27 protein-coding genes are annotated in these 26,932 nt (G+C 69.5%); 10 read left to right on the forward strand and 17 right to left on the reverse strand.

Features of this window, described 5'->3' with window-relative positions; translation table 11 throughout:
- Nucleotides 1-85 precede the first annotated feature (85 nt).
- From AB4Y75_RS01060 to AB4Y75_RS01075, 4 genes are all read left to right on the forward strand, one after another.
- Nucleotides 86-1,093 (forward strand): dehydrogenase, encoded by a 1,008-nt coding sequence (locus tag AB4Y75_RS01060; RefSeq protein WP_441434067.1) that lies wholly within the window; start codon nucleotides 86-88, stop codon nucleotides 1,091-1,093.
- Between the two features lie 2 nt (nucleotides 1,094-1,095).
- Nucleotides 1,096-1,488 carry a 6-pyruvoyl trahydropterin synthase family protein gene (locus AB4Y75_RS01065; protein WP_441434068.1) on the forward strand — a complete coding sequence of 131 codons (393 nt, stop codon included), beginning with the start codon at nucleotides 1,096-1,098 and terminating at the stop codon, nucleotides 1,486-1,488.
- Nucleotides 1,485-2,483: a glycosyltransferase family 4 protein gene (locus tag AB4Y75_RS01070; RefSeq protein WP_441434069.1), complete on the forward strand. Its 999-nt coding sequence runs from the start codon at nucleotides 1,485-1,487 to the stop codon at nucleotides 2,481-2,483. Before AB4Y75_RS01065 ends, AB4Y75_RS01070 begins: the two co-directional genes overlap by 4 nt.
- A 76-nt stretch (nucleotides 2,484-2,559) precedes the next feature.
- The gene (locus tag AB4Y75_RS01075) at nucleotides 2,560-2,910 is read left to right on the forward strand and encodes a hypothetical protein (protein WP_441434070.1); all 351 of its coding nucleotides are present in this window, start codon (nucleotides 2,560-2,562) and stop codon (nucleotides 2,908-2,910) included.
- Here AB4Y75_RS01075 and AB4Y75_RS01080 read toward each other — a convergent pair.
- Together AB4Y75_RS01080 and AB4Y75_RS01085 are read right to left on the reverse strand one after the other, a co-directional pair.
- A complete protein-coding gene (locus tag AB4Y75_RS01080) occupies nucleotides 2,893-3,180 on the reverse strand; it encodes a type II toxin-antitoxin system RelE/ParE family toxin (protein ID WP_441434071.1) in 288 nt (95 codons plus the stop codon). The two genes, AB4Y75_RS01075 and AB4Y75_RS01080, sit on opposite strands and share 18 nt — an antisense overlap.
- On the reverse strand, nucleotides 3,177-3,410 hold the full coding sequence (locus tag AB4Y75_RS01085) for a type II toxin-antitoxin system ParD family antitoxin (RefSeq protein WP_441434072.1): 234 nt from the start codon (nucleotides 3,408-3,410) through the stop codon (nucleotides 3,177-3,179). The genes AB4Y75_RS01080 and AB4Y75_RS01085 overlap by 4 nt, the downstream gene beginning before the upstream one ends.
- Nucleotides 3,411-3,509: 99 nt before the next feature.
- Between AB4Y75_RS01085 and AB4Y75_RS01090 the strand changes: the two genes are divergently transcribed.
- Nucleotides 3,510-4,283, forward strand: coding sequence for an SDR family NAD(P)-dependent oxidoreductase (locus AB4Y75_RS01090; RefSeq protein ID WP_441434073.1), 774 nt, complete (start codon nucleotides 3,510-3,512; stop codon nucleotides 4,281-4,283).
- A 6-nt stretch (nucleotides 4,284-4,289) separates the two neighbouring features.
- Here AB4Y75_RS01090 and AB4Y75_RS01095 read toward each other — a convergent pair whose 3' ends face one another.
- The 8 genes from AB4Y75_RS01095 to AB4Y75_RS01130 form a co-directional block, all read right to left on the reverse strand.
- Complete coding sequence (locus AB4Y75_RS01095; protein ID WP_441434074.1) at nucleotides 4,290-4,847, reverse strand: GNAT family N-acetyltransferase; 558 nt, start codon at nucleotides 4,845-4,847, stop codon at nucleotides 4,290-4,292.
- 59 nt (nucleotides 4,848-4,906) lie between these two features.
- Nucleotides 4,907-5,557: an HAD-IA family hydrolase gene (locus tag AB4Y75_RS01100; RefSeq protein ID WP_441434075.1), complete on the reverse strand. Its 651-nt coding sequence runs from the start codon at nucleotides 5,555-5,557 to the stop codon at nucleotides 4,907-4,909.
- Between the two features lie 64 nt (nucleotides 5,558-5,621).
- A complete protein-coding gene (locus AB4Y75_RS01105; protein WP_441434076.1) occupies nucleotides 5,622-6,296 on the reverse strand; it encodes a response regulator in 675 nt (224 codons plus the stop codon).
- Nucleotides 6,293-8,848 carry a DUF4118 domain-containing protein gene (locus tag AB4Y75_RS01110; protein WP_441434077.1) on the reverse strand — a complete coding sequence of 852 codons (2,556 nt, stop codon included), beginning with the start codon at nucleotides 8,846-8,848 and terminating at the stop codon, nucleotides 6,293-6,295. Before AB4Y75_RS01110 ends, AB4Y75_RS01105 begins: the two co-directional genes overlap by 4 nt.
- A gap of 55 nt (nucleotides 8,849-8,903) precedes the next feature.
- The gene (locus AB4Y75_RS01115) at nucleotides 8,904-9,512 is read right to left on the reverse strand and encodes a potassium-transporting ATPase subunit C (protein ID WP_441434078.1); all 609 of its coding nucleotides are present in this window, start codon (nucleotides 9,510-9,512) and stop codon (nucleotides 8,904-8,906) included.
- Between the two features lie 9 nt (nucleotides 9,513-9,521).
- A complete protein-coding gene (kdpB, locus tag AB4Y75_RS01120) occupies nucleotides 9,522-11,672 on the reverse strand; it encodes a potassium-transporting ATPase subunit KdpB (protein WP_441434079.1) in 2,151 nt (716 codons plus the stop codon).
- Nucleotides 11,669-13,309 (reverse strand): potassium-transporting ATPase subunit KdpA, encoded by a 1,641-nt coding sequence (kdpA, locus tag AB4Y75_RS01125; RefSeq protein ID WP_441434080.1) that lies wholly within the window; start codon nucleotides 13,307-13,309, stop codon nucleotides 11,669-11,671. Before kdpA ends, kdpB begins: the two co-directional genes overlap by 4 nt.
- Entirely contained in the window at nucleotides 13,309-13,422 is a 114-nt protein-coding gene (locus AB4Y75_RS01130) for a potassium-transporting ATPase subunit F (protein WP_441434081.1), read from the reverse strand. Before AB4Y75_RS01130 ends, kdpA begins: the two co-directional genes overlap by 1 nt.
- Nucleotides 13,423-13,755: 333 nt before the next feature.
- Between AB4Y75_RS01130 and menD the strand changes: the two genes are divergently transcribed.
- Entirely contained in the window at nucleotides 13,756-15,414 is a 1,659-nt protein-coding gene (gene menD / locus AB4Y75_RS01135; RefSeq protein ID WP_441434082.1) for a 2-succinyl-5-enolpyruvyl-6-hydroxy-3-cyclohexene-1-carboxylic-acid synthase, read from the forward strand.
- Nucleotides 15,415-15,602: 188 nt separating this feature from the next.
- On the forward strand, nucleotides 15,603-16,250 hold the full coding sequence (locus AB4Y75_RS01140) for a hypothetical protein (RefSeq protein WP_441434083.1): 648 nt from the start codon (nucleotides 15,603-15,605) through the stop codon (nucleotides 16,248-16,250).
- 82 nt (nucleotides 16,251-16,332) lie between these two features.
- Here AB4Y75_RS01140 and AB4Y75_RS01145 read toward each other — a convergent pair whose 3' ends face one another.
- The 4 genes from AB4Y75_RS01145 to AB4Y75_RS01160 all read right to left on the reverse strand — a co-directional run bounded on the left by AB4Y75_RS01145 (nucleotide 16,333) and on the right by AB4Y75_RS01160 (nucleotide 20,739).
- Nucleotides 16,333-17,106: an amino acid ABC transporter ATP-binding protein gene (locus AB4Y75_RS01145; RefSeq protein ID WP_441434084.1), complete on the reverse strand. Its 774-nt coding sequence runs from the start codon at nucleotides 17,104-17,106 to the stop codon at nucleotides 16,333-16,335.
- A gap of 11 nt (nucleotides 17,107-17,117) precedes the next feature.
- Complete coding sequence (locus tag AB4Y75_RS01150) at nucleotides 17,118-18,047, reverse strand: amino acid ABC transporter permease (protein ID WP_441434085.1); 930 nt, start codon at nucleotides 18,045-18,047, stop codon at nucleotides 17,118-17,120.
- A 31-nt stretch (nucleotides 18,048-18,078) separates the two neighbouring features.
- Complete coding sequence (locus tag AB4Y75_RS01155) at nucleotides 18,079-19,038, reverse strand: ABC transporter substrate-binding protein (protein ID WP_441434086.1); 960 nt, start codon at nucleotides 19,036-19,038, stop codon at nucleotides 18,079-18,081.
- A gap of 369 nt (nucleotides 19,039-19,407) precedes the next feature.
- Nucleotides 19,408-20,739, reverse strand: coding sequence for an isochorismate synthase (locus AB4Y75_RS01160; protein ID WP_441434087.1), 1,332 nt, complete (start codon nucleotides 20,737-20,739; stop codon nucleotides 19,408-19,410).
- Between the two features lie 150 nt (nucleotides 20,740-20,889).
- Here AB4Y75_RS01160 and AB4Y75_RS01165 point away from each other — a divergent pair, with 150 nt between their 5' ends.
- The 3 genes from AB4Y75_RS01165 to AB4Y75_RS01175 are packed head-to-tail and all read left to right on the forward strand — an operon-like array spanning nucleotide 20,890 to nucleotide 24,094.
- Complete coding sequence (locus tag AB4Y75_RS01165; protein WP_441435235.1) at nucleotides 20,890-21,630, forward strand: demethylmenaquinone methyltransferase; 741 nt, start codon at nucleotides 20,890-20,892, stop codon at nucleotides 21,628-21,630.
- Between the two features lie 10 nt (nucleotides 21,631-21,640).
- Complete coding sequence (locus AB4Y75_RS01170) at nucleotides 21,641-22,981, forward strand: geranylgeranyl reductase family protein (protein ID WP_441434088.1); 1,341 nt, start codon at nucleotides 21,641-21,643, stop codon at nucleotides 22,979-22,981.
- A 9-nt stretch (nucleotides 22,982-22,990) separates the two neighbouring features.
- The gene (locus AB4Y75_RS01175; RefSeq protein WP_370957641.1) at nucleotides 22,991-24,094 is read left to right on the forward strand and encodes a polyprenyl synthetase family protein; all 1,104 of its coding nucleotides are present in this window, start codon (nucleotides 22,991-22,993) and stop codon (nucleotides 24,092-24,094) included.
- Between the two features lie 340 nt (nucleotides 24,095-24,434).
- Here the strand turns inward: AB4Y75_RS01175 and AB4Y75_RS01180 are convergent, their stop codons facing one another.
- The 3 genes from AB4Y75_RS01180 to AB4Y75_RS01190 all read right to left on the reverse strand — a co-directional run bounded on the left by AB4Y75_RS01180 (nucleotide 24,435) and on the right by AB4Y75_RS01190 (nucleotide 26,827).
- The gene (locus tag AB4Y75_RS01180; RefSeq protein WP_441434089.1) at nucleotides 24,435-24,866 is read right to left on the reverse strand and encodes a hypothetical protein; all 432 of its coding nucleotides are present in this window, start codon (nucleotides 24,864-24,866) and stop codon (nucleotides 24,435-24,437) included.
- Nucleotides 24,867-25,014: 148 nt separating this feature from the next.
- Nucleotides 25,015-25,944, reverse strand: a complete 930-nt coding sequence (locus AB4Y75_RS01185) for a hypothetical protein (protein ID WP_441434090.1) — start codon at nucleotides 25,942-25,944, stop codon at nucleotides 25,015-25,017.
- A gap of 244 nt (nucleotides 25,945-26,188) precedes the next feature.
- Nucleotides 26,189-26,827 carry a trimeric intracellular cation channel family protein gene (locus tag AB4Y75_RS01190; protein ID WP_441434091.1) on the reverse strand — a complete coding sequence of 213 codons (639 nt, stop codon included), beginning with the start codon at nucleotides 26,825-26,827 and terminating at the stop codon, nucleotides 26,189-26,191.
- Between the last annotated feature and the right edge of the window lie 105 nt (nucleotides 26,828-26,932).

The raw sequence follows: 26,932 nt of genomic DNA on the forward strand, positions 1-26,932 counted from the left end.
CTGCCGTGGTTTGCGCTCTGTCCCGGCCCGCAGCGACAAGGGGTCTTCCGCCGCCCCGTGGAACCGGACTAGATTCGAAAGCACGATGACCATTCCAGAGCACCGCCGCCACGCCACCGCCTACTGGACCGTCCGCCCGGGTCAGGGCGAACTCCGCGCCGAAGACCTCCCTGAGCCCCAGGACGGCGAAGCCCTGGTCAGAGCCCTCTACTCCGGTATCAGCCGCGGCACTGAGCTGCTCGTCCACCACGGTCAGGTCCCGGACAGCGTCGCGGACACCATGCGCGCCCCGCACCAGGACGGCGACTTCCCCGCACCGGTGAAATACGGCTACCTCTCCGTCGGCGTCGTGGAGCAGGGCCCGGACGACTGGAAAGGCCGGACGGTCTTCTGCCTCCACCCTCACCAGGACCGCTACGTCGTCCCGGTCGGTGGGCTCACCAGGGTTCCCGACGGCGTCCCACCGCGCCGCGCGGTCCTCACCGGGATGGTGGAAACAGCACTCAACGCCCTCTGGGAAGCCGGGCCGCGGCTGGGCGACCGGGTCGCCGTCGTCGGGGGAGGGCTGCTGGGCGGCACTCTCGCGACGCTCTTGACGAAGTTTCCCCTGGGTCGCCTGGAGCTGGTGGACGTGGACCCTGCCAAGAAGCGGATCGCCACGGCGCTGGGCGTTGATTTCGCGCATCCGAACGACGCTCAGCCGGACTGCGACATCGTCTTCCACTGCTCGGCGACGAGTGACGGCCTCCAGCGCAGCCTCCAGCTGGCCGGTGACGAAGCCGAGATCATCGAGCTCTCCTGGTACGGCGACAATCCGGTGCACGTCCCGCTGGGCGAGGACTTCCACGCCCGCCGCCTCTCGATCATCGCCAGCCAGGTGGGTGTGGTCGCGAAAGCCCGCCGCCATCGCCGCAGCACCCAGGAACGCCTCGAAACCGCCGTAGGCCTCCTGGAAGACCCCGCTTTCGACCTCTTCCTCAGCCAGGACACCAGCTTCGCCGAGCTGCCGCAGACCATGGAGAAACTGGCTGAGGACGGCGGCGGGAGCGCCTGCCACGTCGTCAGCTACAGCTCCCCGCAACCGGAGGAATGACCATGTTCAGTCTCACCGTCCGTCGCAGTTTCATGATCGGCCACAGCCTCCCGCGCGAGTCCTTCGGCCCGGCGCAAGGGCTGCACGGCGCGACCTTCGTGGCCGAAGTCGGCTTCCGACGGGCGGAACTGAATGCGGATTCCGTCGTCATCGACATCGGCGCAGCGGGGGACCTGCTTCAGGAGATCCTGGACCGGCTGAACTACCAGAATCTGGACGAGCTGCCTGAGTTCGCCGGGCAGCTCACCACCACTGAATTCCTCGCGCGCCACATCGCCGAGCGCCTGGCAGAGAAGCTGCCCGACGACGCCGGGCTCGACGGGCTCGACGTCACCCTCCGCGAAACCCCGGACGCCTGGGCCGGCTACTCACTCGAATTCATTCGACGGCGATGAACGCCCTCCGCTTCATCGTCCCGGGCAACATCGGGCACCGCTCCGGCGGCAGTGTCTACAACGCCCGGCTCGCGGAGCATCTGGAGGCGCTCGGCGTCCGCACCGAGGTGGTGGCGCTCGACGGCGCGTGGCCGTCCGGGCGGCGCGAAGACCGGGATGCCCTGGCCCAGGCCCTGCGCGACGCGGGCCTCGTGATCGTCGATGGGCTGGTCGCGGTCGGCGCCCCGGACGCCATCGAAGCCTCGGTGCAGGCCGGCGCCCGGGTCTGGGTTCTCTCGCACATGGCTTTCCCCGAACACTCCGGGCTGGAGGGCCGGGCCCTCGCTGCGGCGACCGGCGTCATCTGTCCGAGTTCGTTCGCCGCTGCCCAGCTCATGTCGCTCTATGGACTGGACCGCGTCCACGTGGCCCGGCCGGGAGTTCTGCCGGCCGAAGCCGCCGCCGGATCGCAGCCGCCGCACCTTGTCTGCGTCGCGGCCCTCCTGCCGAACAAGAGCCAGCTCCTCCTCGTCGAGTCGCTGGCCCGGCTCGGTCACCGTTCGTGGACCGCGTCCCTGATCGGTTCGCCGGACGCGGACCCGGCATATGCCGCCCAGGTGGCGGAGGCCGTCGCGCGGTACGGCCTGGAGGACCGCATCCGTCTGACCGGCGAACTCGACGGACAGGAACTGGAGGACGCTTGGCACGCTGCCGACCTCAGCGTCCTGGTCTCCGAGCACGAGACTTTCGGCCTGGCGGTGCAGGAATCGCTGGCGCACGGGGTCCCGGCGATCGTCCGTCGAGGAACCGGGGCGGAGGAAGCGCTCGGCGCAGGCGGTGCGGGCGCCGCGGTGGATCTCGACGGCGGGCCGGACGCCTTGGCAAGTGCCCTGGCGGCCTGGCTGGAGGATCCGGAACTCAGGACCCGGTGGCGGGAGGCCGCTCTGCTGCGGCGCGCGGTCCTTCCCCGCTGGACGGAGACCGCCGAGAGGGTGCTCGCCCTCCTCCGCGGCTGAGGTCGGTCCTGCTGAGTGGCGGGGCACGTCTGGAACTTCGCACCTGATCGGACTAGTCTCGCGAAGACAAGACCCGGTGCGGAGAAACGAGGAAGCCGTGGCGCGACGACGGAGAGCGCTTGTCTGGCCCTGGACGGAGTGGTGGTCCTGGACGGCGCTGCTGGTTTTCCTGATGATCATCGTCGTGCCACTGGTGACCTCCAGGGTGCGGGGCTGTCCAGCCTCCACTGGCTATGGCGACGCCGATCAGTGTGTCGAGACGCCGCTCCTGGGCACCCCGCTCAGCGAGATCATCATGGGGATCTCCGGAGTCGTGGCGGCGTGCGCCCTCATCGGGCTCGTCTGGACCATTCGGCAGAGAGTCTCCTCAGCCAAGCGGTACACGGTCACCCCGGTGAAGAAGCCGGCCCTACAGCTGCCGGCCTGAGTCCATGCGCTGGTGCAGGACCCTGACCACGTCGACGCCGTCGTCGGGGACCACGTAGAAGATCAGGTGGCCGCCGATGGCGTACTTCCGGTACCCGGCGCGGATCTCATCACATGACCTGCCCCGCCGAGGGTCTTCCGCGACGCGTTCCATGGCAGCGTGGAGCTCGCGGATGTAAGTCTCCGCCTGGCGAGCGTCCCAATGCTCCTCCGTATAGTCCCAGATGGACGACAGATCGGCTCGCGCGGAGGGGGTGAGCCGGAAACTCATCCCTTCTTCTCGGCGATGAAAGCTTCCAGGTCGAACGGTTCCGGCATGCCGCTTGCTTCGCCGTCGATCAACGAGGCCCGGAGCGCGGCGAGATGGGTCTCCTGATCCTCCAGCAGCCGAAGCCCTGCGCGGACGGCTTCGCTCGCCGTCCGGAAACGCCCGGATTTCACTTCCCTGGCCAGGAATGCCGCCGAGTGTTCATCCAGGCTGATCGAGGTGTTGCTGCTCATGGGTCCAAAATACCAATAATTGGTATTCCTGGACAGGCATGGCGGAGCCGCCCAAACCCACCCCTGGCCCGCGCCCCGCCCGTGCCCTAGCGTGAGGTCATGACCATGAAGCGATATGCGGGACGGGTGGTGTTCCTGACCGGGGCGGCCCAGGGGATCGGTGCGGCCACGGCACGGAGGCTCTTCGGCGAGGGTGCCACCGTGGTGCTGGCGGACCGGAACACCGATGGCGCTGCGCACGTGGCTGACGAACTCGGCGACCCGGACCGCACCCTGGTGGTGACCTGCGATCTGACGGACCGCGCCTCCGTGGACGGTGCCGTGGCGGCCGCGGTGGAGCGTTTCGGCCGGCTCGACGCCCTGGTCAACGTGGCCGGCGGAGCCCTGCGCCACACGGCTCTGCTGGAGGGGATGGACGACGACGGCTGGAACCGGACGCTCGACCTCAACCTGAGCGGCCCCATGCGCTGCATCCGTGCCGTCGCGCCGCATCTGGGCCGGGGCGGTGCGATCGTCCTGGTGAGTTCGGTCAACGGTCTGCAGGCCTGGGGCGGCGAGTCCTACTCCTCGGCCAAGGCGGGACTCGTGGTGCTGGCGAAGAACCTCGCCGTGGAGCTGGGGCCGGCCGGGGTGCGGATCAATGTCGTGGCCCCCGGGACAGTGCGGACACCCGTGTGGGATGACCAGGGCGGGCCCGACAGGCTCGCCCCGGTGTACCCGCTGGGCCGGGTGGGGGAGCCGGAGGACATCGCCGCGGCGATCGCCTTCCTCGCCTCGGACGACGCCGCGTGGATCACCGGCATCACGCTGCCGGTCGACGGCGGCGGGGGAGCGGGCCCGTTGCACCTCCTGCGCCAGTTGCGGGAGGACTGAGCCGGCTCAGTCGAAACGTGCGAAGGGCGCCGCGTAGCGGAAGGTGCCGCGCTCGCCGTCGTACGCCGGAAGCAGCCGGACCTGGAAGTAGTCGCCCCAGGCGGGGTCCGGCGCCGCGATGCCGTGGCGGGACGCCGCGACCCAGCCGTGGCGGCCGTAGTAGCCCGGGTCGCCCAGCAGAGCGATCAGGGATTCGGCCCGCTGGGTGGCGAGTTCGACGGTGGCGGCCAGCAGCGCGGTACCGACACCTTGCCGCTGGGCGGCCGGAAGAACCGACAACGGCCCGAGGCCGAGCGCCGGCACCGGCAGGTCTTCACCGCCGTCGAGCGTGCCGCGCGTGGACATGACGTGGCCCACCACGGTTCCGTCGTCCTCCGCCACCAGGGCCAGCCCCGGAAGGTACCCAGGATCCTCACGCAACCAGCCCAGAAGAGCCGCTTCGCCGGGATCCGAGGTCTCATCCATGGGAGGCGCCGAGTGGGGCACTCCGCGGAAGGCGGCGGCGGTCAGAGCACGGATGGCGGGGAAGTCTGCGGGCGTCTCGGGCCGGACGATGAGTGGCATGCCTTCACCCTTCCACGACACGGCGTCTCAGTGGAAGCCAAGCTCAGCGGAAGCCGGCCTCAGCGGAAGGCCAGGGTGATGCCGGTGCCGTCGTGCGTGACGCCGATCCCGGTGAGATCCTCCACGTGCACCTCCGGCTTGTGGGCGGCGGAGGCTGCGCCCACGCCGACCACGGGCATCCCCGCCGCACGGGCTGCGGCGATCCCCGCCGCGGAGTCCTCGAAGACCACGCACTGCTCCGGGGCCACGCCGAGCGCGCGGGCGGCCACCAGGAAGCCCTCCGGGTCCGGCTTGCTGTTCCGCACGTTCTCCGCGGTGATCATCAGCGGCGGCAGCGGCACCCCGGCCGCGCCCATCCGGGCCGTGGCGAGTTCCCGGGTGGCGGAGGTGACCAGGGCGTGGGCCGATCCCTCAAGCGCGAGCAGGAATGCCGGCGCTCCCGGCACGGTGCGGACACCGTCCAGCTCCCGGACCTCGCGGGCCAGCATGGCCTGATTCTCCGCCAGATTGAGCTCGTGGTCGCGCTCCGGGAGAAGGACCGCCATGCTCTCCTGGCCCTGGCGGCCGTGGATCACGCTGAGGACACGCTCCGGCTCCAGGCCGTGCCCCGCACCCCATTCGGTCCAGAGCCGTTCGACCACTGACGACGAGTCCACCAGCGTGCCGTCCATGTCGAGCAGCACGGTCTTGACGTTCATGATTTCTCCCATGTCCCCACCCTACGGGCAGGGCAGCGGGCCCACCGGCCGGGACCGGTCCGGTCCGGTCCGCCGCTCACGGGACGAAACGGTACCCCATGCCCGGTTCGGTCACCAGGTGCTCCGGGTGCGCCGGATCCTGCTCGAGCTTCCGCCGGAGCTGCGCCAGATAGACGCGCAGATACTGCGTCTCCTCCGTGTAGGCCGGCCCCCAGACGGAACGCAGGAGATGCTGCTGCGTGACCAGCTTTCCCGAGTTCTCCACCAGGAGCTGCAGCACCGCCCACTCGCGCGGCGTCAGGTGCACCCGCTCACCGTCCCGGCTCACCGACGACGCCGCCAGATCGATCCGGAGCGCACCGGCCTCGACCGCGCCGGGTGCGAAGTCCTGGACCCGGCGCCGCTCCATAGCACGCATGCGGGCCAGCAGTTCGTCGAGGCCGAACGGCTTGGTGACGTAGTCGTCCGCCCCGGCGTCGAGGGCCTCCACCTTGTCCGAGGAGCCGTGCCGGGCCGAAAGCACGATGATCGGGACCTCCGTCCAGCCCCGCAGACCGTGAATGACCTCGGTGCCCTCCATGTCCGGCAGGCCGAGGTCCAGGACCACCACCTGTGGCGGATTCTCGGCGGCGGCGCGCAGTGCCGAGCCCCCGTCCGCGGCCACGGTCACGTCGTAGCCCTCGGCTCTCAGATTGATCTGCAGGGCGCGCAGCAGCTGCGGCTCGTCGTCCACCACCAGCACTTTTCTCATGCCACTTCCTCCCGTCCGTCCAGCCGTGGCCCCGCGTACAGGGGCAGCCGGACCACCATCGTGAGGCCGCCGCCCGGCGTCTCCTCCGCGGTGAGTTCCCCGCCCATGGCCTCGACGAAGCCGCGGGCCACCGCCAGTCCCAGCCCCAGGCCGCTCGCCTGCTCGTCCAACTGCCGGAACGGCTGGAACATCTCGGCCAGCCGGTCGCGGGCCACCCCGCCGCCATGATCCACCACACGCAGTTCGCTGGCGGGCCGCCCGTCCAGGACCGGACCCAGGAGACCGCCGGGCGTCGCCACCAGGACCACGCCGGAGTCGGGCGCGTGCTTGACCGCGTTCTCGACCAGGTTCGCCAGGGCGCGCTCCAACAGGCCGCGGTCCGCGTCGACCGGCGGAAGATTCGGCGCCAGTTCCACCCGCACCTGGCCCTCCCCGACGCCGGACAGCGCCTCCGGGACCACCTCCAGCCAGGAGACCGGTTCATGCAGCACCGTGACGGCGTCCCCGGAGATCCGGGACATGTCCAGGAGATTGGCGATCAGGGACACCAAGCGGTGATTGCAGCTTTCGATGGTCTCCAGCATCTCCTCCTGCTCCTCCTCGGTCATCTTGCTGCGCTGCCGCCGCAGCGCCGTGGCGGCGAGACTGATCCCCGCCAGCGGCGTGCGGAGATCGTGGGACGCCGCCTGCAGCAGTGAGGTCCGGATCCGGTTGCCCTCGGCGAGCTTGACCGTGTCGGCGAGGCTCAGCGCCAGACGGTCCCGTTCCAGCAGTGCCAGGAGATGCGATTCGAAGGCCCGCAGCAGACGACGCTCGCCACCCGAGAGCACCCGGCCGTTCCAGGCGAGCAGCACCGACGCCGTGAGTTCCTCCGCGGTGCCCGCCTCCTCCGGAGTGAGCGGCGCGGAGACGCCGCTGGACGCGCTCAGCCGCCAGCCACCGTCGTCGTCCGGGGAACCCGAGCCGTCCCGCTCGAACAGGGACACGGCCTCCAGCGCGAACTCCTCCCGCACCTGGCGCAGGAAGTCCGCGGGGCTCTGGTCACTGGCCAGCGACGACGACGCCAGCTCGTTCAGCGTGACCGCTTCGGCCCGCGCGCGGCGGGCCTCCACGCTGCGCCGGGCGGAGAGGCCCACCACCAGCGAGACGGCGATCGCCACCCCGAGGAACACGATCAGGGCGAAGAGATTCTGCGGATCCGAGATGGTGAACGTGTCCACCGGGGGTGTCACGAAGTAGTTCAGCAGCAGCGAGTCCAGGACGGCCGCCGGGACCGCCGGTTTGAGGCCGCCCACGAACGCCACCGTGATGACCACGCAGAGATGCGCGAGCACATGCGTGGCCAGGTCGAGGCCCTGGAACGGGGAGAGCAGCAGCGTGATGAGCGGAGGTCCCACGACCGCCAGCACGAAGCCCAGCGTGGTCCGGAGCCGCCCCAGCGACGGCGCGGTGGTCGGCAGGGCCGCCTGGCGGCCGGTGAAGGGATGGGTCACGAGGTGGACGTCGATGTCCCCGGAGCCGCGCACCACGGCATTGCTGACCCCGGTGCCGAGGAGCTGGTGCAGCCGCCCGTGCCGGGACACCCCGATGACGATCTGCGTGGCATTCGCGCCCCGGGCGTAGTCGAGGAGCGACGCCGCCGCGTCCTCGCCGGACACGTGGACGAAGCGGCCGCCCAGGTCCTCCACCAGGCGCTGCTGGGCGCCCAGCCGGCCCGCGGAACCGTCGTCCAGGCCGTCGGCGCGGCGCACGTGCACGGCCAGGAGGTCGCCGTCGTTCACCCGGGACAGGATGCGGGCGGCCCGCCGCAGGAGGACCTCGCCCTCCGGCCCGCCGGTCAGGCCCACCACGATCCGTTCGCGGGCGGGCCAGGTGCCTTCGATGCCCTGATGCTCGCGGTAACGGGCCAGGCCCTCGTCCACCCGGTCGGCCAGCCAGATCAGGGCGATCTCGCGCAGTGCGGAGAGGTTGCCGAGGCGGAAGTAGTTGGCCAGGGCGGCGTCGATGTTCTCGGCCGGGTACACGTTCCCCTGGCTCAGGCGCTGGCGGAGCAGCTCGGGGGCGATGTCCACCAATTCGATCTGGTCCGCATGACGCACGACGGCGTCGGGGACGGTCTCCTGCTGTCTGGTCCCGGTGATGGCCTGGACCACGTCGTGGAGTGACGCCAGATGCTGGACGTTGACGGTGGAGAGGACGTCGATCCCCGCGGCGAGCAGTTCCTCCACGTCCTCCCAGCGCTTGGCGTTCCGGCAGCCGGGGGCGTTGCTGTGGGCGTATTCGTCCACGACGGCGACGGCCGGCGCACGGTCCAGCACGGCGTCGAGGTCCATCTCCTCCAGCACGGTGCCGCGGTGGGTGTGGCGGCGGAGCGGGACCGCCTCCAACCCGTCCAGCAGGCGGGCGGTCTGGGGCCGTCCGTGGTCCAGGGCCACGGCCACCACGACGTCCTCCCCCGCCGCGCGGAGCCGGTGCGCCTCCTCCAGCATGGCGTAGGTCTTGCCGACGCCCGGGGCCGCCCCGAGGAACACCCGCAACCGGCCGCGTCTCATGCGCCGATCCTAACAGCGTGGGCGCGGACCGTGCGGGTGGCCGCCGGGCAGTCCACTAGTGGCTCCCGGCCTGCGGCGGGACTCCCCGCATCCGCTCTCCCACGGCCAGATTCAGCGTGGTGGTGTTGACGGATTCCTGGCCCAGCAGTGATTCGACGCCGGTGGTGGTGGACCCCTGGATGAGCGTCTTCACCTCGCCCAGGCCCAGCCCGGTGGCCCGTGCCACGCGCGGCGCCTGGAGGGCGGCATAGGCGGGGGAGATGTCCGGGTCCAGGCCGGAGGCGGAGGACGTCACCGCATCCTCCGGAACCGCCGACGCCGGAACCCCCTCACGGGCGGCGACCGCGGCCCGGGCCGTGGCCTTCGCCTCCGCCAGCGCGGCCGCTGTGGGGGCGAGGTTCGTGGCGGAGGACGTCTTCGGGTCCCAGGCCACGGCGGACGGCCGGGGGAAGAAGAACCGCTTCTCCGTCTCCGGCACCGGCTGGGCCAGCAGCGAGGACGCGGCCGCCGAGCCGCTCACGTTCTGGATCGAACCGTTCGCCTGCGCCGGCGCCACCCCCTGGCCGAGGGCGAAGACCGCCAGAGGATACAGCCCGCCCAGGATGACGGTGAGCAGGGCCAGCAGGACGAAGGCCACGCGGAATTGACGCAATGTCGCGGTCATGGGGTGCTCCTACGCGAGTCCGGGCAGCAGAGCCACCACGAGGTCGATGAGTTTGATGCCGAGGAACGGCGCGATCAGGCCGCCGACGCCGAACACCAGCAGATTGCGCCGCAGCGCGTTCTGGGCGCTCACGGCCCGGTACTTCACGCCTTTGAGCGCGAGCGGCACCAGGGCCACGATCACCAGGGCGTTGAAGATCACGGCCGAGAGGATCGCGCTCTGCGGGGAGTACAGGCCCATGATGTTCAGCAGCCCCAGGCCCGGGTACGCCACGGTGAACAGGGCCGGGATGATGGCGAAGTACTTCGCCACGTCATTGGCCACGGAGAAGGTGGTCAGAGAGCCGCGGGTGATGAGCAACTGCTTGCCGATCGCCACGATGTCCAGGAGCTTGGTGGGATCCGAGTCCAGGTCCACCATGTTGGCCGCCTCCTTGGCGGCCTGGGTTCCCGAGTTCATCGCCACCCCCACGTCCGCCGCGGCGAGCGCCGGGGCGTCGTTGGTGCCGTCGCCGGTCATGGCCACGAGGCGGCCCGCGGCCTGCTCCTGATGGATCCGGGCCAGCTTGTCCTCCGGCGTCGCTTCGGCGAGGAAGTCGTCCACCCCGGCCTGCTCGGCGATGGCCGCGGCGGTCAGCGGGTTGTCGCCCGTGATCATGACGGTCCGGATCCCCATGGTGCGCAGCGTGGTGAAGCGCTCGGCGATCCCGGGTTTGACCACGTCCGCCAGTTCCACGGTGCCCAGCACCTGGACTCCGCCCAGGGCGTCCTGGCGCGCCACCACCAGCGGCGTGCTGCCGCGCCGGGAGAGCTCGTCCACGGTGTCCGCCACCTCGGCGGGAAGCCCGCTGCCGCCGTCTTCGGCCCACTGCCCGACGGCGGCCGCGGCCCCCTTGCGCACCTTCACGCCGTGGTGGTCCAGGCCGCTCATCCGCGTCACCGCCGTGAACTCCACGGCCTCGGCCGGATCCGGTCCGGCGAACAGATCCTCCAGGGCGGGCCGGTTCCGTGCCGGGGCATCGCCGAGGCTTTCGGCCAGCTCCACGATCGACCGGCCCTCCGGGGTCTCATCGGCCAGAGAGGACAGCCGGGCCGCGTCCACCAGGTCATCACGGTCCACGCCCGGGGCCGGGAAGAACTCGACCGCCCTGCGGTTGCCATAGGTGATGGTGCCGGTCTTATCCATCATGAGTGTGGTGATGTCGCCTGCGGTCTCCACGGCGCGGCCGCTGGTTGCGAGGACATTGTGCTGGACCAGACGGTCCATCCCGGCGATGCCGATCGCGGGGACCAGGGCGCCGATGGTGGTGGGGATCAGGCAGACCAGGAGGGCCACCAGCACGATGGGGCTCGGGACCGCTCCGGCCAGCTGTGAGAACGGGACCAGGGTCACGGTGACCACCAGGAAGGTGATGGTCAGCGCCACGAGCAGGACGTGCAGCGCGATCTCGTTGGGGGTGCGCTTGCGTTCGGCGCCTTCCACCAGGGCGATCATGCGGTCCAGGAATGTGGCGCCCGGCTCGGCGCTGATCCGGACCACGATCCGGTCGGAGAGCACCGTGGTGCCACCCGTCACGGCGGAGCGGTCGCCGCCGGACTCCCGGACCACCGGGGCCGATTCACCCGTGATCGCGGACTCGTCCACCATGGCCAGACCCTCCACGATCTCGCCGTCGGAGGGGATGACATCCCCAGCCTCGCACACCACCAGATCGCCACGGTGGAGTTCGGAGGCCGCGACCGTCTCCTCGGCGGCACCGGAGAGCTTCCGAGCCTTCAGCCCTTCCCGGCTGGCGCGCAGGCTCTCCGCCTGGGCCTTGCCGCGGCCCTCCGCGAGGGCCTCGGAGTAGTTCCCGAACAGCACCGTGAGCGCCAGCCACACGGTGACCGCCAGGCTGAACCCGGCCTCCGGCGAACCGGAGGCGAACTGCCCCACGCAGACCAGGAGGGAGACGGCCGTGCCCACCAGGACGGTGAACATGACCGGGGAATGGGCCATGGCCCGGGGCGAGAACTTCTTCAGAGCCAGGGGCAGGGCGCCCAGGAGGGTCTTGCGGTCCCACGTGTTCCGGCGCTTGTAGCTGTGGCCGGAGAACTCCTCCTCGCGGGGAGCGGGTGTGGCCTCGGGTAGGGTGGTGTGTTCGTCGAGCGCGGTTTTCATGACAGGGTGCCTTCTGCGAGCGGGCCCAGAGCGAGGGCTGGGAGGTAGTTGAGTGCGGTCAGCAGGACCGCGACGGTGCTGAGCATGACGGCGAACAGGCCGCCGTGGGTGGGAAGCGTGCCGGCCGACGCCGGGACCCGGGGCTGGGTGACGAAGGCGCCCGCCAGGGCCAGGACCAGGACGATCCCCACGAAGCGTCCCAGCCACATGGCGATGCCGAGCATGGTGGACAGGGCAGGGCCGGAGCTGGTGATGCCGCCGAACGCGGAGCCGTTGTTGTTGGCGCCGGACGTGAAGGCGTACAGGACTTCGCTGAACTGATGCGGTCCCTGCGCGGGAGCCTGGGACAGGATCCCCGGGACCAGCACCGCGATGCCGGACAGGACCAGGATCAGGACCGGCACCACCAGGAGGTAGAGCGCCGCGAGCGTCATGTGCCGGGCCTGGACCTTCTTGCCCAGGTACTCGGGTGTCCGGCCGACCATGAGTCCTGCCAGGAAGACCGTGACCACGGCGATCACCAGCATCCCGTACAGACCGGAACCCACCCCGCCCGGGGCCACCTCGCCCAGCATCATGTTGAGCATGGCCAGGCCGCCGGCCAGCGGGGGCAGTGAATCGTGCGCGGCGTTGACCGCGCCCGTGGACGTCAGCGTGGTGGCGGAGGCGAACACCGAGCTCGCGGCGGGGCCGAAGCGCTGCTCCAGACCCTCCCCGGCGCCCGGGAAAGCGGACATCGCCCAGGCCATCGCCGTCGTCGTGAGCGCCCAGAGGCCGCCCATGACGCCCAGGACCGTGTAGCCCTGGCGGGCGTCGCCGGCCATCCGCCCGAAGACGTAGGGCAGGGCGGACGGGATCAGGAGGATCAGGAAGACCTCGAAGAGTGACGTGAAGGAGTTCGGGTTCTCGAACGGGTGCGCCGAGTTCGCGTTGAAGTACCCGCCGCCGTTGGTGCCCAGGAGCTTGATGGCCTCCTGGCTCGCCACCGGACCGCCCGGGATGGTCTGGGACGCACCCGTGAACGGATTGGTCACGGTGCCGCCCCAGAAGTTCTGCACCACGCCGGCCACCACGAGCACGACGGCGCCCAGCACGGCGAGTGGGAGCAGCACCCGGAGAGTGACACGGACCAGATCGGCCCAGAAGTTGCCCAGGTGACTCGTGCCGAAACGGGTGAGCCCCCGCATCAAGGCCACGGCCACGCTGATGCCCACCGCGGCGGACAGGAAGTTCTGCACGGCCAGCAGCGCCATCTGCGCCCCGTAGCCGAGCGTGGTCTCCGGGACGTACACCTGCCAGTTGGTGTTGGTGACGAAGGAGATGGCGGTGTTCATCGAGGTCCACGGATCCACCGCGCCCGGTCCGCCGGGGTTCCAGAGCCCCTGGAGCCGGAGCAGCAGGTAGATGACCAGCACGGAGACGACCGAGAAGGCCAGGACGCTGCGGGCGTAGCCGAGCCAGCCCTGCTCACGGGAGGACGACACCCCGGACAGGCGGAACAGGACCCGTTCCACGCGGGAGTCCTTGCGGCCTTCCAGCGCGGCATGCAGGTAGAGACCCAGGGGTTTGTGCAGCACACCCAGGAGCAGCACCAGCACCGCGATCTGGGTGACGAAGGAGAGCCAGGAGAACTGCATCACTGCCCCTTGTCGGAAGATTTGTCGGAAGAGATGAGGGAGACCACCAGGTAGACCAGCAGCGCTGCCGCCACCAGCCCCAGGAGGGCCCAGATCAGGACGTCGACGGTCATTTCCGTCCCACCACCTTGTCGATCGCACTGGCCAGCCAGACCATGGCGCCGGACAGGAGTACGAAGACCCCCACCGCGATCACGTCGTCCATCACACGTTCCTTTCGCCGCCCGGTGCGGGCGGACCATTCGCACTGGGCGCGGTTCACGCCGCACCCCGGACCGCGCTGCGGCCCACACCATCAGTGAAGTCCTGCGAGGGGCCGTTGACGCCGCCTTTTACGCTTCCTTGATGCGGGCGGGAGGAACCTTTGCGTTTCCTTTACGCGGTGCGTGGGAGAGCGGTCCCGGCCGGGCTCGGACGGCGTGGGGACCGCTCACTACACTGGTCTGGTGACTGAGCTCTCCGCCCTCGCCTCCGCCCGGATCGTCGTCGCTGAACTGCTCGACGGCGGTGTGCGGCACGTGGCCGTCTCGCCGGGGTCGCGCTCGGCGCCACTCGCCTACGCGCTCGCCGAAGCGGAGGCCGAGGGACGCCTCACCCTGCATGTGCGGATCGACGAGCGCGCGGCCGCCTTCACTGCGCTGGGCGTGATCCTGGGCAGCGGGGCCCCGGCCGCCGTCGTCGTGACGTCGGGGACGGCCGTGGGCAATCTCCTGCCGGCCGTCATGGAGGCCGATCACGTCGGAGCCCCGCTCGTGGTGCTCTCCGCGGACCGGCCGCTGGAACTGCGTGGCACGGGCGCCAGCCAGACCACGGAGCAGATGGACCTGTTCGGCGAGCACGCGCGCTTCGCCGTGGATGTTCCCGCCGGGGACGATCCTCAGCGGGGGATCCGGACCGCGCTCAGCGCCGCGACCGGGGCCTTCGAGGAGCTCTCGCCCGGCCCGGTCCAGGTGAATCTGGCGTTCCGCGACCCGCTGCTGCCCGGCCCGGACGCGGAGTTCCCGGCCGCTTCCGAGCGCCGGCCGTTCCACTTCGCCCCGGACCCCGCGCCGATCCACTACGACGCCCCGGACGGCCTGGCGGAGCACCGCACCCTGGTCCTGGCCGGGCACGACGCCGGACCGATCGCCGAGGCCTTCGCCCGTGCCCACGGCCTTCCGCTGGCCGCCGAGCCGAGTTCCAATGCCCGCTTCGGCCCGAACGCCGTGGGCCCGTACCGGCTGCTGCTGGACCGCTTCGGCCCGGAGTCCGCCGAGCCGCTGGAGCGGGTGGTGGTGTTCGGGCGGCCCACCCTCTCGCGTCCGGTGACGGCCCTTCTGGCTCGGCAGGACATCCCGCTGGCGCTCTACGAGCCCGTCCCCGTGGCCTGGTACCAGCCGGGCCGCCGTCTGGAACGGCCCATCAGCACTCTGCGGGAGCTCTCGGAGTTCGCCGGGGTGGCGCCGGAGGGCTGGCTCGACACCTGGCTCCTGGCGGGGGAGAAGGCGCAGCACGGCATCGAGCAGGTGCTCGCCCAGGAGCCCGGGCTCACCGGGCCGGCCGTCGCGGCGGCGGTGTGGGCGTCCGCCCGGGGCCAGCTGGTGCTCGGCTCCTCCAACGGCATCCGCGATGCCGACCTCGCCGCCGCCCCCACCTTGGATCCCTTGGCCACGGTGCAGGCCAACCGGGGTCTCGCCGGCATCGACGGCATGACCTCCACCGCGGTGGGCGTGGCGCTGGGTTCGGGCCGGGAGACCACACTGCTGTGCGGCGATGTCACCTTCCTGCACGACGCCGGCGGGCTCTTCCTCGGCGCGGGTGAGGCGGAACCGGATCTGCGCGTGGTGGTGCTCAACGACCAGGGCGGCGCGATCTTCAGCACCCTGGAGCACGGTGCGCTGGGCGGTGGGTACGAGGCCGCCGTCGAACGCCTCTTCGGCACCCCTCACACGGTCCGGCTCGACGCCCTCGCCGCGGCATACGGCGTCCCGCACGGTGCCGTGACGACGACGGCGGAACTCGACGCGGCGCTCGCCGAACCGGTGCGGGGCCGCAGTGTGCTGGAGGTCCGGTGCTCGCGCGACGGCCTCCGGGACCTCCACGCCCGCATCCGCGAAGCACTCTGAGAACCCTCGCGCCTCCTCACCACCACCCCGCCACTTCTCATCCCACCACGGTCCGTACTCACCTCGCCTCCTCAACGACTGCTCCGTAGGTGTCGTTTTGGGTGGTCAAAACGACACCTACGGAGCAGTCGGCGGGGTTTTGGGGAGCTGGGGTTCCCGGTCGCGTGGTCGCGGCGTAGCCTGAGGGCATGGCTGGGGGAGCTGAGGGCCCGAGGGCTGCTGAGAAGTTCGCGAAATCCACGGGACGTTCGATGGTGATCGCCGGACTCCTGGCCGGTGCGCTGACGGGGTGCACTTCTGCGGCAGCGCCGGACGGCACAGGTTCCGCGGGAGCTGCCCCACCGTCGTCGTGCAGCGCCGTGACGCCGGTCGCCACCAGCGCCGCCCTGCCCGCCGGTCGCTACGATGCCGGGTGCCGCCAGGGTCAGACGGATGCCAAGGTCTTCGACCCGATGAAGCAGGTCATCTCCCTCGACCCCCTCTTCATCCGGGACAACTTCTCCGGTTCCGCGACACCGCAGTTCGACGGCGCGGTCCAGTGGATGAAGGACCCGTTCTTCGTCCGGGCCGGCCGTACGGTGACGGTCACGGTGGCTCCGGACCAGCAGCGGAGCGTGGGGCTCGTGGCGGAGTACGGCGCGAGGGAGGGGAACACCTCCATCACCTTCACGGCGTGCCCGGCGTCCGTGACGCCCTACACCTGGTGGCCGGGCGGGTTCCTCGTGCACGGGGGAGACGCCGTGTGTATGCGTCTGACGGTCGCCGTCGCCGGAGCGGAGGGCGTGCGGAAGCCGGTCATCCCGGCGGGTGACATCGCGTGCCCAGCGTCTTGGTGACCTCTTAACCATCGATTGCTCCGTAGTTGTCGTTCTGGGCAGCCAAAACGACACCTAGGGAGCAGTCGATGGGGAGGGGTCGTCAGAGCACCCGGCTCAGGAACTCCTTGGTCCGGGCGTGCTGCGGGTTGGCGATGATCTCCCGGGGGTCGCCGGATTCCACCACCACGCCGCCGTCCATGAACGTCAGGGTGTCGCCGACCTCACGGGCGAACCCGATCTCGTGGGTCACCACGATCATGGTCATGCCCGACTTGGCCAGATCCTTCATCACGTTCAGCACATCGCCCACCAGCTCCGGGTCCAGGGCCGAGGTGGGCTCGTCGAAGAGCATCACCTCGGGATCCATGGCCAGCGCACGGGCGATCGCCACGCGCTGCTGCTGACCACCGGAAAGCTGCGAGGGGTAGTGGTTGATGCGGGAGCCGAGGCCCACCATGTCCAGGAGTTCCGCCGCCCGCTTCTTGGCGACGGACTTGCTCTGACCCTTGACCTGCATGGGCGCCTCGATGACGTTCTCCAGCGCGGTCATGTGCGGGAAGAGGTTGAACCGCTGGAACACCATGCCGATGTTCTGGCGCTGCGCAGCGATCTCCTTGTCCTTGAGATCGTGCAGCTGGCCGTTCTTCTCGCGGTAGCCGATCAGCTGGTCACCCACGTGGATGAGGCCGGCGCTGATGGTCTCCATGAGGTTGACGCAGCGGAGCATGGTCGACTTGCCGGAACCGGAGGGCCCGATGACGACGGCGACCTCACCCTGCTTGACCGTCAGGTCGATGCCCTTGAGGACATGGTGTTGCCCGTAGTACTTGTGCAGGCCCTCGATACGGACGAGGGGCTTGTTGATATCAGTCATGATCCTGAGCCTTACTGTCCGGACATTCGCGGTGCGCCTTCGGCCAGCATCTGAGCCTTGAGTGCCTCCGGATTGATCACCTGGGGTGCGCCGCCGTCAACGCCTCTGCCGTAGTACTTCTCCAGGAAGTGCTGGCCGACCATGAGAATGCTCGTGATGACCAAGTACCAGATCGCGGCGACGATGAGCAGCGGGACCGGGAGGTAAAGACGGTTGGCGAGTGCGTTGGTGACGAAGGTCAGATCCAGGGTGAACGGCACGGCGAGCACCAGGGAGGTGGTCTTCAGCATGCCGATGGTCTCGTTGCCGGTCGGAGGCACGATGATCCGCATGGCCTGCGGCAGGACGATACGCCACATGATCTTGCCGTTGGACATGCCCAGGGCCTGTGCGGCTTCCATCTGGCCCTTGTCCACGGACTTCAGACCTGCCCGGAAGATCTCGGCCAGGTAAGCCGACTCGTTGAGGCCCAGGCCCAGGATGGCGGCCACGGTCGCAGTGATCACGGTCGACGTGTCGACGCTGAACCACTGTGGACCATAAGGGATCCCGGCGCTGATCTTCGGGTAGAGCACTGCGATCAGGCCCCAGAAGATCAGCTGGGTGTACACCGGGGTGCCACGGAAGAACCACACCCAGAACCAGGCCGACCAGCGGAGGACCGGGTTGTCGGATTGCCGCATGACTGCCAGCAGGATGGCGAGGATGATCGCGATGGCCATGGAAGCCACGGTCAGCAGCAGGGTCCAGCCCACACCCTGCACGACTTTGACGTCGAGGATGTACTTGCCCACCACGTCCCAGTGGAATTCCTTATTGGTGAAGACATTCACCAGGATGGCGGCGACCACACCGATGATGATGACCGCACTGACGATGCGTCCGGGGTGCCGCACCGGCACTGAATGATTCAGTACCGGTGCGTCGTCTTTGTGACTCATGATCTACCTGAGCTTCTGGGGAGAGAGCGGATCAGGACGCGGCCGGAGCCGGGTTCAGCTCGGACTTGGTGATCGCACCTTCGGAGTTGCCCCAGGCGTCGAGGATCTTCTTGTAGGAGCCGTCCGCGATGAGGCTGTTCAGGGTGTCCTGGACCAGCGTCGCCAGAGCCGTGTCGGCCTTGGCCACGGTCACGCCCTGGGGAGCGGCGTCGTAGATGTCACCGATCTTCTCGAGCTGGCCGTTGGTCTGGGTCAGCGCGTAGCCGATGATGGGGGAGTCGGCGGCCATCGCGTCGATGGAGCCGTTGACCAGGCGCGTGGTGACATCCGTCTGGTTCTTCAGGGTCACGATGTCGATCGGCTTCTTGCCGGCGTCGACGCACTTCTTGTTGCGGTCCTTCAGGTCCGGGTCCTCCTGGACGGTGCCGGTCTGGACGCCGATGGACTTGCCGCAGACGTCGTCGAGGCTGAAGCCCTTCGGGTTGCCCTTCTTGACGGCCCAGGTGGTGCCGGCCTTGAAGTAGCTGACCATGTTGACGGCCTGCAGACGCTCCTTGTTGATGGTGAAGGAGGAGATGCCCAGATCGTACTTGGGGCCGAGCGCGGGGAGGATGCCGGTGAATTCGGCGGTCTGGACCTGGACCTTCAGGCCGAGCTTGGCGCCGATGGCCTTGGCGATGTCCACGTCGTAGCCGATCGGGGTCTGGCCGTCGGCGTCGAGGAACTCGGCCGGGGCGTAGCTGGTGTCGGAGCCGACCGTCAGGGTGCCCTTGGACTTGATCGCGGCCGGAACCTTGGCGGCGAGTGCGTCGTCCTTCTGGATGGTGCTGGGGTCGAACGTTGCAGCGCTGGAGGAGCCCGACGACGGCTTGGAGCCGCCGTCCGCCGTCTCGGAGGCGTTGGTGCAGGCGGAGAGTGCGAGGGCGCCGATGGCCAGCACGGCTGCCGTCTTGACCTTGGTGCTGCCGAGGATGGAGCGGTTGAACATCATGTTTTTTACCCTTTGTTGCGCTGGGACCTGGAGTTGAGTCCGCTTAAGTGTAGTCACGCTCTGAGAGGTGCGTCACAGTCAACTTGCATTGACTATTGGACAACGCGAGGCGGCGAAGCACAAGCCTGGAATGTTGCCTCTTGGTAAATTTTCCAGGCGACCTCTCGATGTGACTCCCATCACTAAAGCTCAGATCCGGCGCGGACGGTGAGCGAAAAACGCCAATTTGTCCGGTATCCCGGACGCGAAGGAAGTGCTTCGGAAAACGCGCGCAATCGCGCATTGAGTGCGGCGAAGGACGCGGCATGCCGAAGAAGATGCTATCGGGTGAGACCAGTGCCGAAGCCGCCGGTTCAGGACCTCAAAGCCTCAGGCCTTGACGTTGAGCGCTTCCAGCATCGGGCGGAACTTCGCCCAGGTCTCCGCGAGCTCGGACTCGGGGATCGATCCCTCCACGACGCCGCAGCCGGCGAAGAGCCGCGCCGTCGACCCGTCCAGGAGTCCGCCGCGCAGCCCGATGCCCCACTCGCCGTTCCCGGCGGCGTCGAGCCAGCCCACCGGCCCGGCGTAAGGCCCGCGGTCCAGGTGCTCCAGTTCGCGGATGATGGCGCCCGCCGGCAGGGTGGGCGTTCCGCACACGGCGGCGGTCGGGTGAAGGGCGTTGACCAGCGCGAGGGAGGACGGGATGTGCCCTTCGGCGTCCAGGAGCTCGGCCTTCACATCGGAGGCGAGGTGCCACACATTGGGCAGCTCCAGGATGAACGGCTCTTCATGAGCGTCGGTGGCCTCGGAGAACGGCTCCAGGGCGTTGACCAGGGAATCGATGGCGATCTGGTGTTCGTGGCGCTGCTTCACCGAACCGGCGAGGACCCGTTCGGCGAAGGCGGTCTCGTCCTCGTCCGCGGTGCGTTCCACGGCGTCCCGGCGGTCCAGGGTCCCGGCGAGGACGCGGGCCTGGGCGGTGCGGCCGACCACCTGGATGAGCATCTCCGGGGTCGCTCCGACGAAGCCGTCCACCCGGTACGTCCAGCATTCGCGGTACTGCCGCGCCAGCCGGGCCAGGACGTTCTCGGGGACCACGGCGGAGGGCAGATCCACCTCGACGTCACGGGCCAGGACGATCTTCTCGACGGCGCCAGAGCGGATGCGCGCCACGCCTTCCTGGACGGCGGCCATCCACTCCGCCTCGCTCAGTGAGCCCGGGCGGATGGGGGCGTTCAGCGTGGGGCGCTGCGCGGCGTCGTCGTCCGAGGACTGCGGACGGGGGAGCAGGCGCTCGACGGCGTCGCGGACGTCGTCCTCCGACGGCGCGGAGTCCGCGAAGGTCGACAGCGTCGCCCAGCGCAGGCCGTTCCGCTGGCCGATGACGAGTTCGGGCACCACGAGGCGCGAGGCGTAGCCGGATGTCTTGGAGAACGCGAAGGACCCGAACGCGGCAGGACCGGTGCCGGGAAGGCCGAGGGGGTCGTTGACCTGCGCCGTCAGTGACAGGGCGCGCCACCATTGCTCGGCGAGCATGAAACGTTCCGGGCCGGAGACCTCGAAGCGGGTCACTGCGCCGAAGCCGAGGAGGCCCGAACCGCGGCGGATCCAGCTCAGCGCGACGGCGGGGGCATGAGGGTCGGCGAGGAAAGCCGCCAGACCGTCCTCGGAGGCGTCCTCGCCCAGAGGTACGGTGGTGCTCTTCAGCGTGCTGCTCATGATGGAACAAGGGTACTCCTGAACTGCGCTTCGTCCTGTTCAGAGGCTGTTCCGTCCGTCCCCTCCGAACCGTCATGAGGAGAGCGTGGTCACACGGAATCCGTGGTCGTCGCGAATGTTTGCGACAATGAGACGGTGAGCAGCACACCGATCCGAGCCTCGCTCGACAAGCGCCCCGAAGAAGTAGCCACCATGTTCGACGATGTTGCGCCGAAGTACGACGTGGTCAACGATGTCCTGTCCCTCGGGCAGACGCGGCGGTGGCGCAAGATCGTCTTCGATGCGGTCGGCGCGGTTCCGGGGCAGCGCGTCCTCGACCTGGCGGCCGGCACCGGCACCTCCAGCGAGCCCTACGCGGATGCCGGGATCGACGTCGTGGCCTGCGATTTCTCCCTCGGCATGCTCAAGGTCGGCAAGCGCCGCCGCCCGGACATCGACTTCGTGGCCGGCGACGCCATGAACCTCCCGTTCGAGGACGACAGCTTCGACGCCTGCACCATCTCCTTCGGCCTGCGCAACGTGAACGAACCGCGCAAAGCCCTCGCCGAGATGCTCCGCGTCACCCGCCCCGGCGGCCGGATCGTCGTGGCGGAGTTCTCCCACCCGACCGTCCCCGTCTGGCGCACCATGTACACCGAGTACCTCATGCGCGCGCTCCCCGCGATCGCCCGCAAGGTCTCCTCCAACCCGGACGCCTACGTCTACCTGGCCGAGTCGATCCGCGCCTGGCCGAACCAGGACGAACTGGCACACTGGCTCCAGGACGCCGGCTGGGAGGACGTCGCCTACCGCAACCTGAACGGCGGCATCGTCGCCGTGCACCGCGGCGTCAAGCCCCTGACCGACGACGCCGCAGCCTCCATCGCACGCCCGGCGCCTGCCGCGCGCTAAAGGGAGCCCGGTGAACGTTCTCATTGTCGGCGCGGGTCCCGCCGGGTCCACCGCTGCGCACTACCTCGCCCAGGACGGCCATGAGGTCACGGTCCTGGAGAAGACGTCGTTCCCGCGGGAGAAGGTCTGCGGTGACGGGCTCACCCCGCGCGCGGTGCGTGAGATCCAGCGCCTCGGTCTGCCCCACGAGGAGGCCGACGGCTGGCGCCGGAACAAGGGCCTGCGCCTGATCGCCGGCGGCCGCCAGGTGGAGCTCGCCTGGCCCGAGGTCGGCGACTTCCCGCAGTACGGCCTGATCCGGACGCGCCTCGGCTTCGATGAGGCACTGGCCCGGCACGCGGAGGCCTCGGGCGCCACCGTCCTGGAACGCCATTCCGTCACCGAAGCGCTGCGCGACGATTCCGGACGCGTCGTCGGCGCCCGGGCCGCGATCCTCGATGAGCGCGGACGCAAGACCGGCGAGACGCGCGACTTCCACGCCGACGTCGTCCTTGCGGCAGACGGCAACTCGACCCGCACGGCAGTCTCCCTCGGCGTGGCCAAGCGCGACGACCGTCCCCTGGGCGTGGCCGTCCGCGGCTACTACACGAGCCCCCGGCACGAGGACGACTGGATGGAGGGCTGGCTCGAGCTCCCCGGCAAAGACGGCAAGCCCCTGCCCGGCTACGGCTGGATCTTCGGCGTCGGGGACGGCACTTCGAACGTCGGCCTGGGCATCCTCAACTCCTCCAAGGAATTCGGCCGCCTCGACTACAAGCAGGTCATGCGCGACTGGGTCGCCGCCATGCCGGGCGAGTGGGGCTACCGCGAGGAGAACCTCGTGGGCGAGATCCGCGGCACCGCCCTCCCCATGGGCTTCAACCGCACCCCCCACCATCTCCCGGGCATGCTGCTCCTCGGCGACGCTGGCGGCATGGTCTCGCCATTCAACGGCGAGGGCATCTCCTACGCGATGGAGTCCGCGCGTTTCGCCGCCGAGCACCTCATCGACGCCGATCGGGCCGCCCGCAGCGCCACCTCGGTGGGCGCCGCCGAACGTGCGCTCGACGCCGGCCTGGCCGCCTACGCCACCCAGGTGCGTGACGAGTGGGGCAGCCACTTCACACTCGGCCGGGTGTTCGCACGAATGATCGGCAATCCGCGGATCATGAAGCTGGCCCTCCGCACAGGCATGCCGCTGCCCGCCCTGATGCGGTTCGTGGTGCGCATGCTCGCGAATCTCACGGACCCCCGTTCGGGGCGTTTCGAGGACTCCGTGATCGCTCTGCTCGAACGACTGGTGCCCGCCACCTCGAACACCGGAACGGCGCCCGCTCCGCGTGCGTCACAGACCCTCCCCGCGACTCGTTAGGCTTTAACCGTGAGCACACCCGCAGACCGCACCTGGACGCACGCCGGACACGGACTTCCCAGCGCCGTGGAACCCGAGCCGAGCACCACGGCCATCGCCACCGGACTGACCTTGCCGCGTGGCTTCGCCGCCATCTCCGAGGATCAGGTGATCGGCCCCGCGCTGACCACCAATCTGGCCCGCGTGGAGAAGATGCTGCGGGAGGCCATCGCGAATTCCGATCCTCTGGCGGACGCCACCTCGCGTCACCTGGTGGAGGCCGGCGGCAAGCGCATCCGCCCGCTCCTGGCGCTCCTGTGCTCCCACCTGGGCGACTACACCCGTCCCGAGGTGCTGCAGGCCGCCGTCGTGGTGGAGCTGACCCATCTGGCCACGCTGTACCACGACGACGTCATGGACTCCGCGCCCGTACGCCGCGGTGCGCCGACCGCCCACGAGGTCTGGGGCAACTCGGTGGCCGTCCTGACAGGCGACCTGATCTTCGCCCGGGCGTCCATCCTGGTCTCCGAGCTCGGCGGCCGCGCTCTGGGCATCCAGGCCCGCACGTTCGAGCGGCTGTGCCTCGGCCAGCTGCATGAGACCGTGGGGCCGCGTGAGGACGAGGACCCGTTGCAGCACTACATCCAGGTGCTCGCGGACAAGACCGGTTCCCTCGTGGCCGCGTCCGCACAGCTCGGCGCGATCTTCGCCGGCGTCGATGAGACCGTGGAGAACGTCCTGGTCGAGTACGGCGAGAAGCTGGGCGTCGCGTTCCAGCTGGCCGATGACGTCATCGACGTCACGAGCGCCCGCGTGAAGTCCGGCAAGACCCCGGGCACGGACCTCCGTGAGGGCGTGCCGACCCTGCCGGTCCTCCTGCTGCGCCAGGCCGCCCGCGACGGCGACGCCTCCGCCGCCGAGGTGCTGGAACTGGTCGACGGTGACCTGAGCGGTGACGAGGCTCTGGCGGCCGCCGTCGCCGCGCTGGGCGCGCACCCGGTGACCGAACAGTCGTGGGCCGTGGCCCGTCGCTGGGCGGATGAGGCCATGGCCGCTCTGGAACCGCTTCCCGAGGGCGTGGTCAAGGAGTCCCTGGCGAACTTCGCGCTGGCCGTGGTGGAACGCACCGCCTGAGCCCCACAGCCGTCCCCACCTGGGACGTTGCGTTGTGACACTCCGTGACAGCATCCCGGCATGGTTCTGGACCGTGCCGGGATGTTCTGTTTCCGGATGACATCCCGTGAGCCGGAATTAGTCCACGGCAGACAACGAAACAGACCCGCAGGACATCTAGGGGGGATATCTGTCCGACGGGCCTGTTTCTTGGAAAATCGGGATTGCCTCAAAGGGCCCCCGATTAGAACCACCTTAGGAGGGGGCGATTCCTGAAGTCAGCTTATGACGGGAATTGTCACGCAGTCCAGTCATTCACTGAAAATTTCCTGCGGGTGGGATCCACGCGAGATCGCGGGGGTCAGGACTCCTCGTCCTCATCCTCGAAGGCCCAGGCGAGCATGTCGAAGGTGAACTCGGAGAAGGTGCCGTCCTCGCTCTTCCACTCGCCGCGGGCGTTGTTCTTCCGCCAGACGATGGGATCCGGGACGCTGAGGTCGCCCATCCGGATGCCCCAGGTGTAACTCTCGTCCTCGTCCTCCAGGAACATGAGGAAGCCTTCGTCATCCACTTCCAGTTCCTCCGGGTCCCAGAAGTAGTGGTAGGCCTCCATGATGTCTTCGCAGCCGCCGAGAGCCAGATAGAACTCCCGCATGGCCTGGGGAAGCGTCAGCTTCAGCCCGGCCAGGGCGGCGTCGAGCTCAGCCTCGGGGATGCCGTCCTCTTCCTGCCAGTCGTCTGCCAGGTACTTCGGGACAAGCGCGCGGTACTTCTCCAAGAACATTTCGCTCATGGGTTCCATCCTATCCAGTGGAGCAAGCCCCCGCGGTGGCCTGGGACGGAGTTCACCTTGCACTTTCTCGGGCTTCTTCTCCGTGAAGCCCGAGAAAGTGCAAAGTCGGCGTCCGGTGGGAGCCGCTGACCGGGTGGGAGCGGGTGCTTCAGGGACGCCAGCCCGCCCGGACCAGCGCCTGCCGGACCCGGAGCGCAGCCCGGGGCGGGTTTCCGTGGAGGTCCGCGGCCCCGAGCCGCACCTCCGTCCAGCCCAGCGCTTCGGTGACCGCGGCCCGGTCGATGTCCCGGCGGTGCTGCCGGGCGGTGGCGTGGGGCTCGCCGTCGTACTGCAAGGAGATCCGGTGGTTCCGGTAGGCTCCGTCCGGCCACAGCACCGGCTGGCCGAATTCGCCGCGGAGCATGACATTGAGTTCCGGCTCCGGGAGGCCCGCCGCGGTGAGGGCCAGCCGGAGTTTCGTCTCGCGAGGCGAGTCCGACCCCACCCGGATGAGGCCCCAGGCTTGTCGGGCCGCGACGACGCCGCGTGCCCGCGGATGCCGTGCGAGCATCGCGCCGAGGGCGGCGGGCGTGGTCCAGGGGAGTCGCGGGTTCGGAAACCCCTGGGGATGCGCGCAGACCAGGTGATCGCCTGCGATGACCAGCTCTTCGACGCTCAGGTCACGGGCCAGGTCGGGCCAGGTCCGTGCCGCAGTGGTGATCCGGAGGCCGTCGAGGTACCGGACCTCGTCGTCGGCGAGATCCAGAGTCAGCCCCACCACCCGACGACGGCGGGGCGGCGCGATTCCCGGCGGACTGCTCAGGCAGGCGGGCCAGAGCGCCTCATGGCGGCACGGCAGAGGCACGCCCTGAAGCAGTGCGGCCGAGAACCGGGCGAACGTGTCCTGCGGCCGGAGGTCGGCGAGGCCCCGGAGCTCGTCGGCGGGCCGCAGCTGTCCCTCCGTCGGACGCCGGAAGCCGTTGGTGGTGATCTCCAGGTCGCGGGCGTACAGCCGGTTTCGCGGGGTCCCGTGGCGCAGAGCCTCGCGATAGGTGAACGACGTGCCGGTCAGGTGGGGAGGCAGTAGGCTGGCACGCATGCTCCAGTGTGGACCGGATCGGTGGAGTGGCGCCGACGTTATCCACAGCCTTGGCCCGGGGGTGGGGCCGGTCAGCCGGCCGGTCGTGGTGTGGGAGGCCCGGAAACGGTGTTCACCTTGCACTTTCTCGGGCTTCTTCTCCGTGAAGCCCGAGAAAGTGCAAGGTCAACGGTGCGAGAGGCGCGAGGCGGGTGCCGCGAGGCGAGATGCTGGGATGCGTGGGAGCGGGTGCGTGGGTTCCGGGTCACGTGCCGGGGCGGTGCCAGCCGTGCACGGCCAGGGGGATGTACCAGTGCCGCCGCCACGCCGTCACCCGGAACGCGAACACCAGTGCGGCGATCGTGAGCCCGGAGACCGGGTTGAACCAGCCGAGATGCCACACCAGGGCTGTCAGCGTGGCCCCGCAGAAGGCCGGGAGCGCGTAGATCTCCCGGGCGTCGAACAGCGCCGGGACCTCATTGGCCGTGATGTCCCTCAGCACGCCACCGCCCACGGCGGTCGTGACGCCGAGCAGGACGGCCGCCACCGGATTCGCTCCGAGGGAGATGGCCTTCAGCGTGCCGGAGATGCAGAACAGTGCGAGCCCGCCGGCGTCGAACAGGGTCAGCAGTGAGGTGAAGCGCTGCACGCTGTTGAACAGGATGTAGACGAGCGCCGCGGCCAGGATCGCGGGCACCAGATAGACGGGCTGGCCGAACGCCGACGGCAGATGCACGCCCAGGATGACGTCGCGGACCACGCCGCCGCCCAGGCTGACCAGGCAGGCGAGGAGCACGGAGCCCACCACGTCGAAGCGTTTGCGCGCCGCCAGGAGTGAACCGGAGACGGCGAAGAAGAACACCCCGAGCAGGTCCAAGGCCAGAAGGCCGGTGTCAAAGGACATGGCCTTCCCTTCCGTCTGTCAGATCGCGCCGGGTGTGCCCTGCGCGGTGTCCCTTCGCAGGCCGGGAACCGGGGTCCGCCGACATGCTTCGCAATCAAGGTTAAG

The sequence above is a fragment of the Arthrobacter sp. RAF14 genome (assembly GCF_052114185.1).
Classification (GTDB): Bacteria; Actinomycetota; Actinomycetes; order Actinomycetales; family Micrococcaceae; genus Arthrobacter_E.

Excerpts from the sequence above, each read along its gene's own strand:
- AB4Y75_RS01060 (WP_441434067.1), top strand. The coding sequence starts at position 86 with ATGACCATTCCAGAGCACCGCCGCCACGCCACCGCCTACTGGACCGTC.
- AB4Y75_RS01065 (WP_441434068.1), top strand. The coding sequence starts at position 1,096 with ATGTTCAGTCTCACCGTCCGTCGCAGTTTCATGATCGGCCACAGCCTC.
- AB4Y75_RS01070 (WP_441434069.1), top strand. The coding sequence starts at position 1,485 with ATGAACGCCCTCCGCTTCATCGTCCCGGGCAACATCGGGCACCGCTCC.
- AB4Y75_RS01080 (WP_441434071.1), bottom strand. The coding sequence starts at position 3,180 with ATGAGTTTCCGGCTCACCCCCTCCGCGCGAGCCGATCTGTCGTCCATC.
- AB4Y75_RS01085 (WP_441434072.1), bottom strand. The coding sequence starts at position 3,410 with ATGAGCAGCAACACCTCGATCAGCCTGGATGAACACTCGGCGGCATTC.
- AB4Y75_RS01090 (WP_441434073.1), top strand. The coding sequence starts at position 3,510 with ATGACCATGAAGCGATATGCGGGACGGGTGGTGTTCCTGACCGGGGCG.
- AB4Y75_RS01095 (WP_441434074.1), bottom strand. The coding sequence starts at position 4,847 with ATGCCACTCATCGTCCGGCCCGAGACGCCCGCAGACTTCCCCGCCATC.
- AB4Y75_RS01100 (WP_441434075.1), bottom strand. The coding sequence starts at position 5,557 with ATGGGAGAAATCATGAACGTCAAGACCGTGCTGCTCGACATGGACGGC.
- AB4Y75_RS01105 (WP_441434076.1), bottom strand. The coding sequence starts at position 6,296 with ATGAGAAAAGTGCTGGTGGTGGACGACGAGCCGCAGCTGCTGCGCGCC.
- AB4Y75_RS01110 (WP_441434077.1), bottom strand. The coding sequence starts at position 8,848 with ATGAGACGCGGCCGGTTGCGGGTGTTCCTCGGGGCGGCCCCGGGCGTC.
- AB4Y75_RS01115 (WP_441434078.1), bottom strand. The coding sequence starts at position 9,512 with ATGACCGCGACATTGCGTCAATTCCGCGTGGCCTTCGTCCTGCTGGCC.
- kdpB (WP_441434079.1), bottom strand. The coding sequence starts at position 11,672 with ATGAAAACCGCGCTCGACGAACACACCACCCTACCCGAGGCCACACCC.
- kdpA (WP_441434080.1), bottom strand. The coding sequence starts at position 13,309 with ATGCAGTTCTCCTGGCTCTCCTTCGTCACCCAGATCGCGGTGCTGGTG.
- AB4Y75_RS01130 (WP_441434081.1), bottom strand. The coding sequence starts at position 13,422 with ATGACCGTCGACGTCCTGATCTGGGCCCTCCTGGGGCTGGTGGCGGCA.
- AB4Y75_RS01140 (WP_441434083.1), top strand. The coding sequence starts at position 15,603 with ATGGCTGGGGGAGCTGAGGGCCCGAGGGCTGCTGAGAAGTTCGCGAAA.
- AB4Y75_RS01145 (WP_441434084.1), bottom strand. The coding sequence starts at position 17,106 with ATGACTGATATCAACAAGCCCCTCGTCCGTATCGAGGGCCTGCACAAG.
- AB4Y75_RS01150 (WP_441434085.1), bottom strand. The coding sequence starts at position 18,047 with ATGAGTCACAAAGACGACGCACCGGTACTGAATCATTCAGTGCCGGTG.
- AB4Y75_RS01155 (WP_441434086.1), bottom strand. The coding sequence starts at position 19,038 with ATGATGTTCAACCGCTCCATCCTCGGCAGCACCAAGGTCAAGACGGCA.
- AB4Y75_RS01160 (WP_441434087.1), bottom strand. The coding sequence starts at position 20,739 with ATGAGCAGCACGCTGAAGAGCACCACCGTACCTCTGGGCGAGGACGCC.
- AB4Y75_RS01180 (WP_441434089.1), bottom strand. The coding sequence starts at position 24,866 with ATGAGCGAAATGTTCTTGGAGAAGTACCGCGCGCTTGTCCCGAAGTAC.
- AB4Y75_RS01185 (WP_441434090.1), bottom strand. The coding sequence starts at position 25,944 with ATGCGTGCCAGCCTACTGCCTCCCCACCTGACCGGCACGTCGTTCACC.
- AB4Y75_RS01190 (WP_441434091.1), bottom strand. The coding sequence starts at position 26,827 with ATGTCCTTTGACACCGGCCTTCTGGCCTTGGACCTGCTCGGGGTGTTC.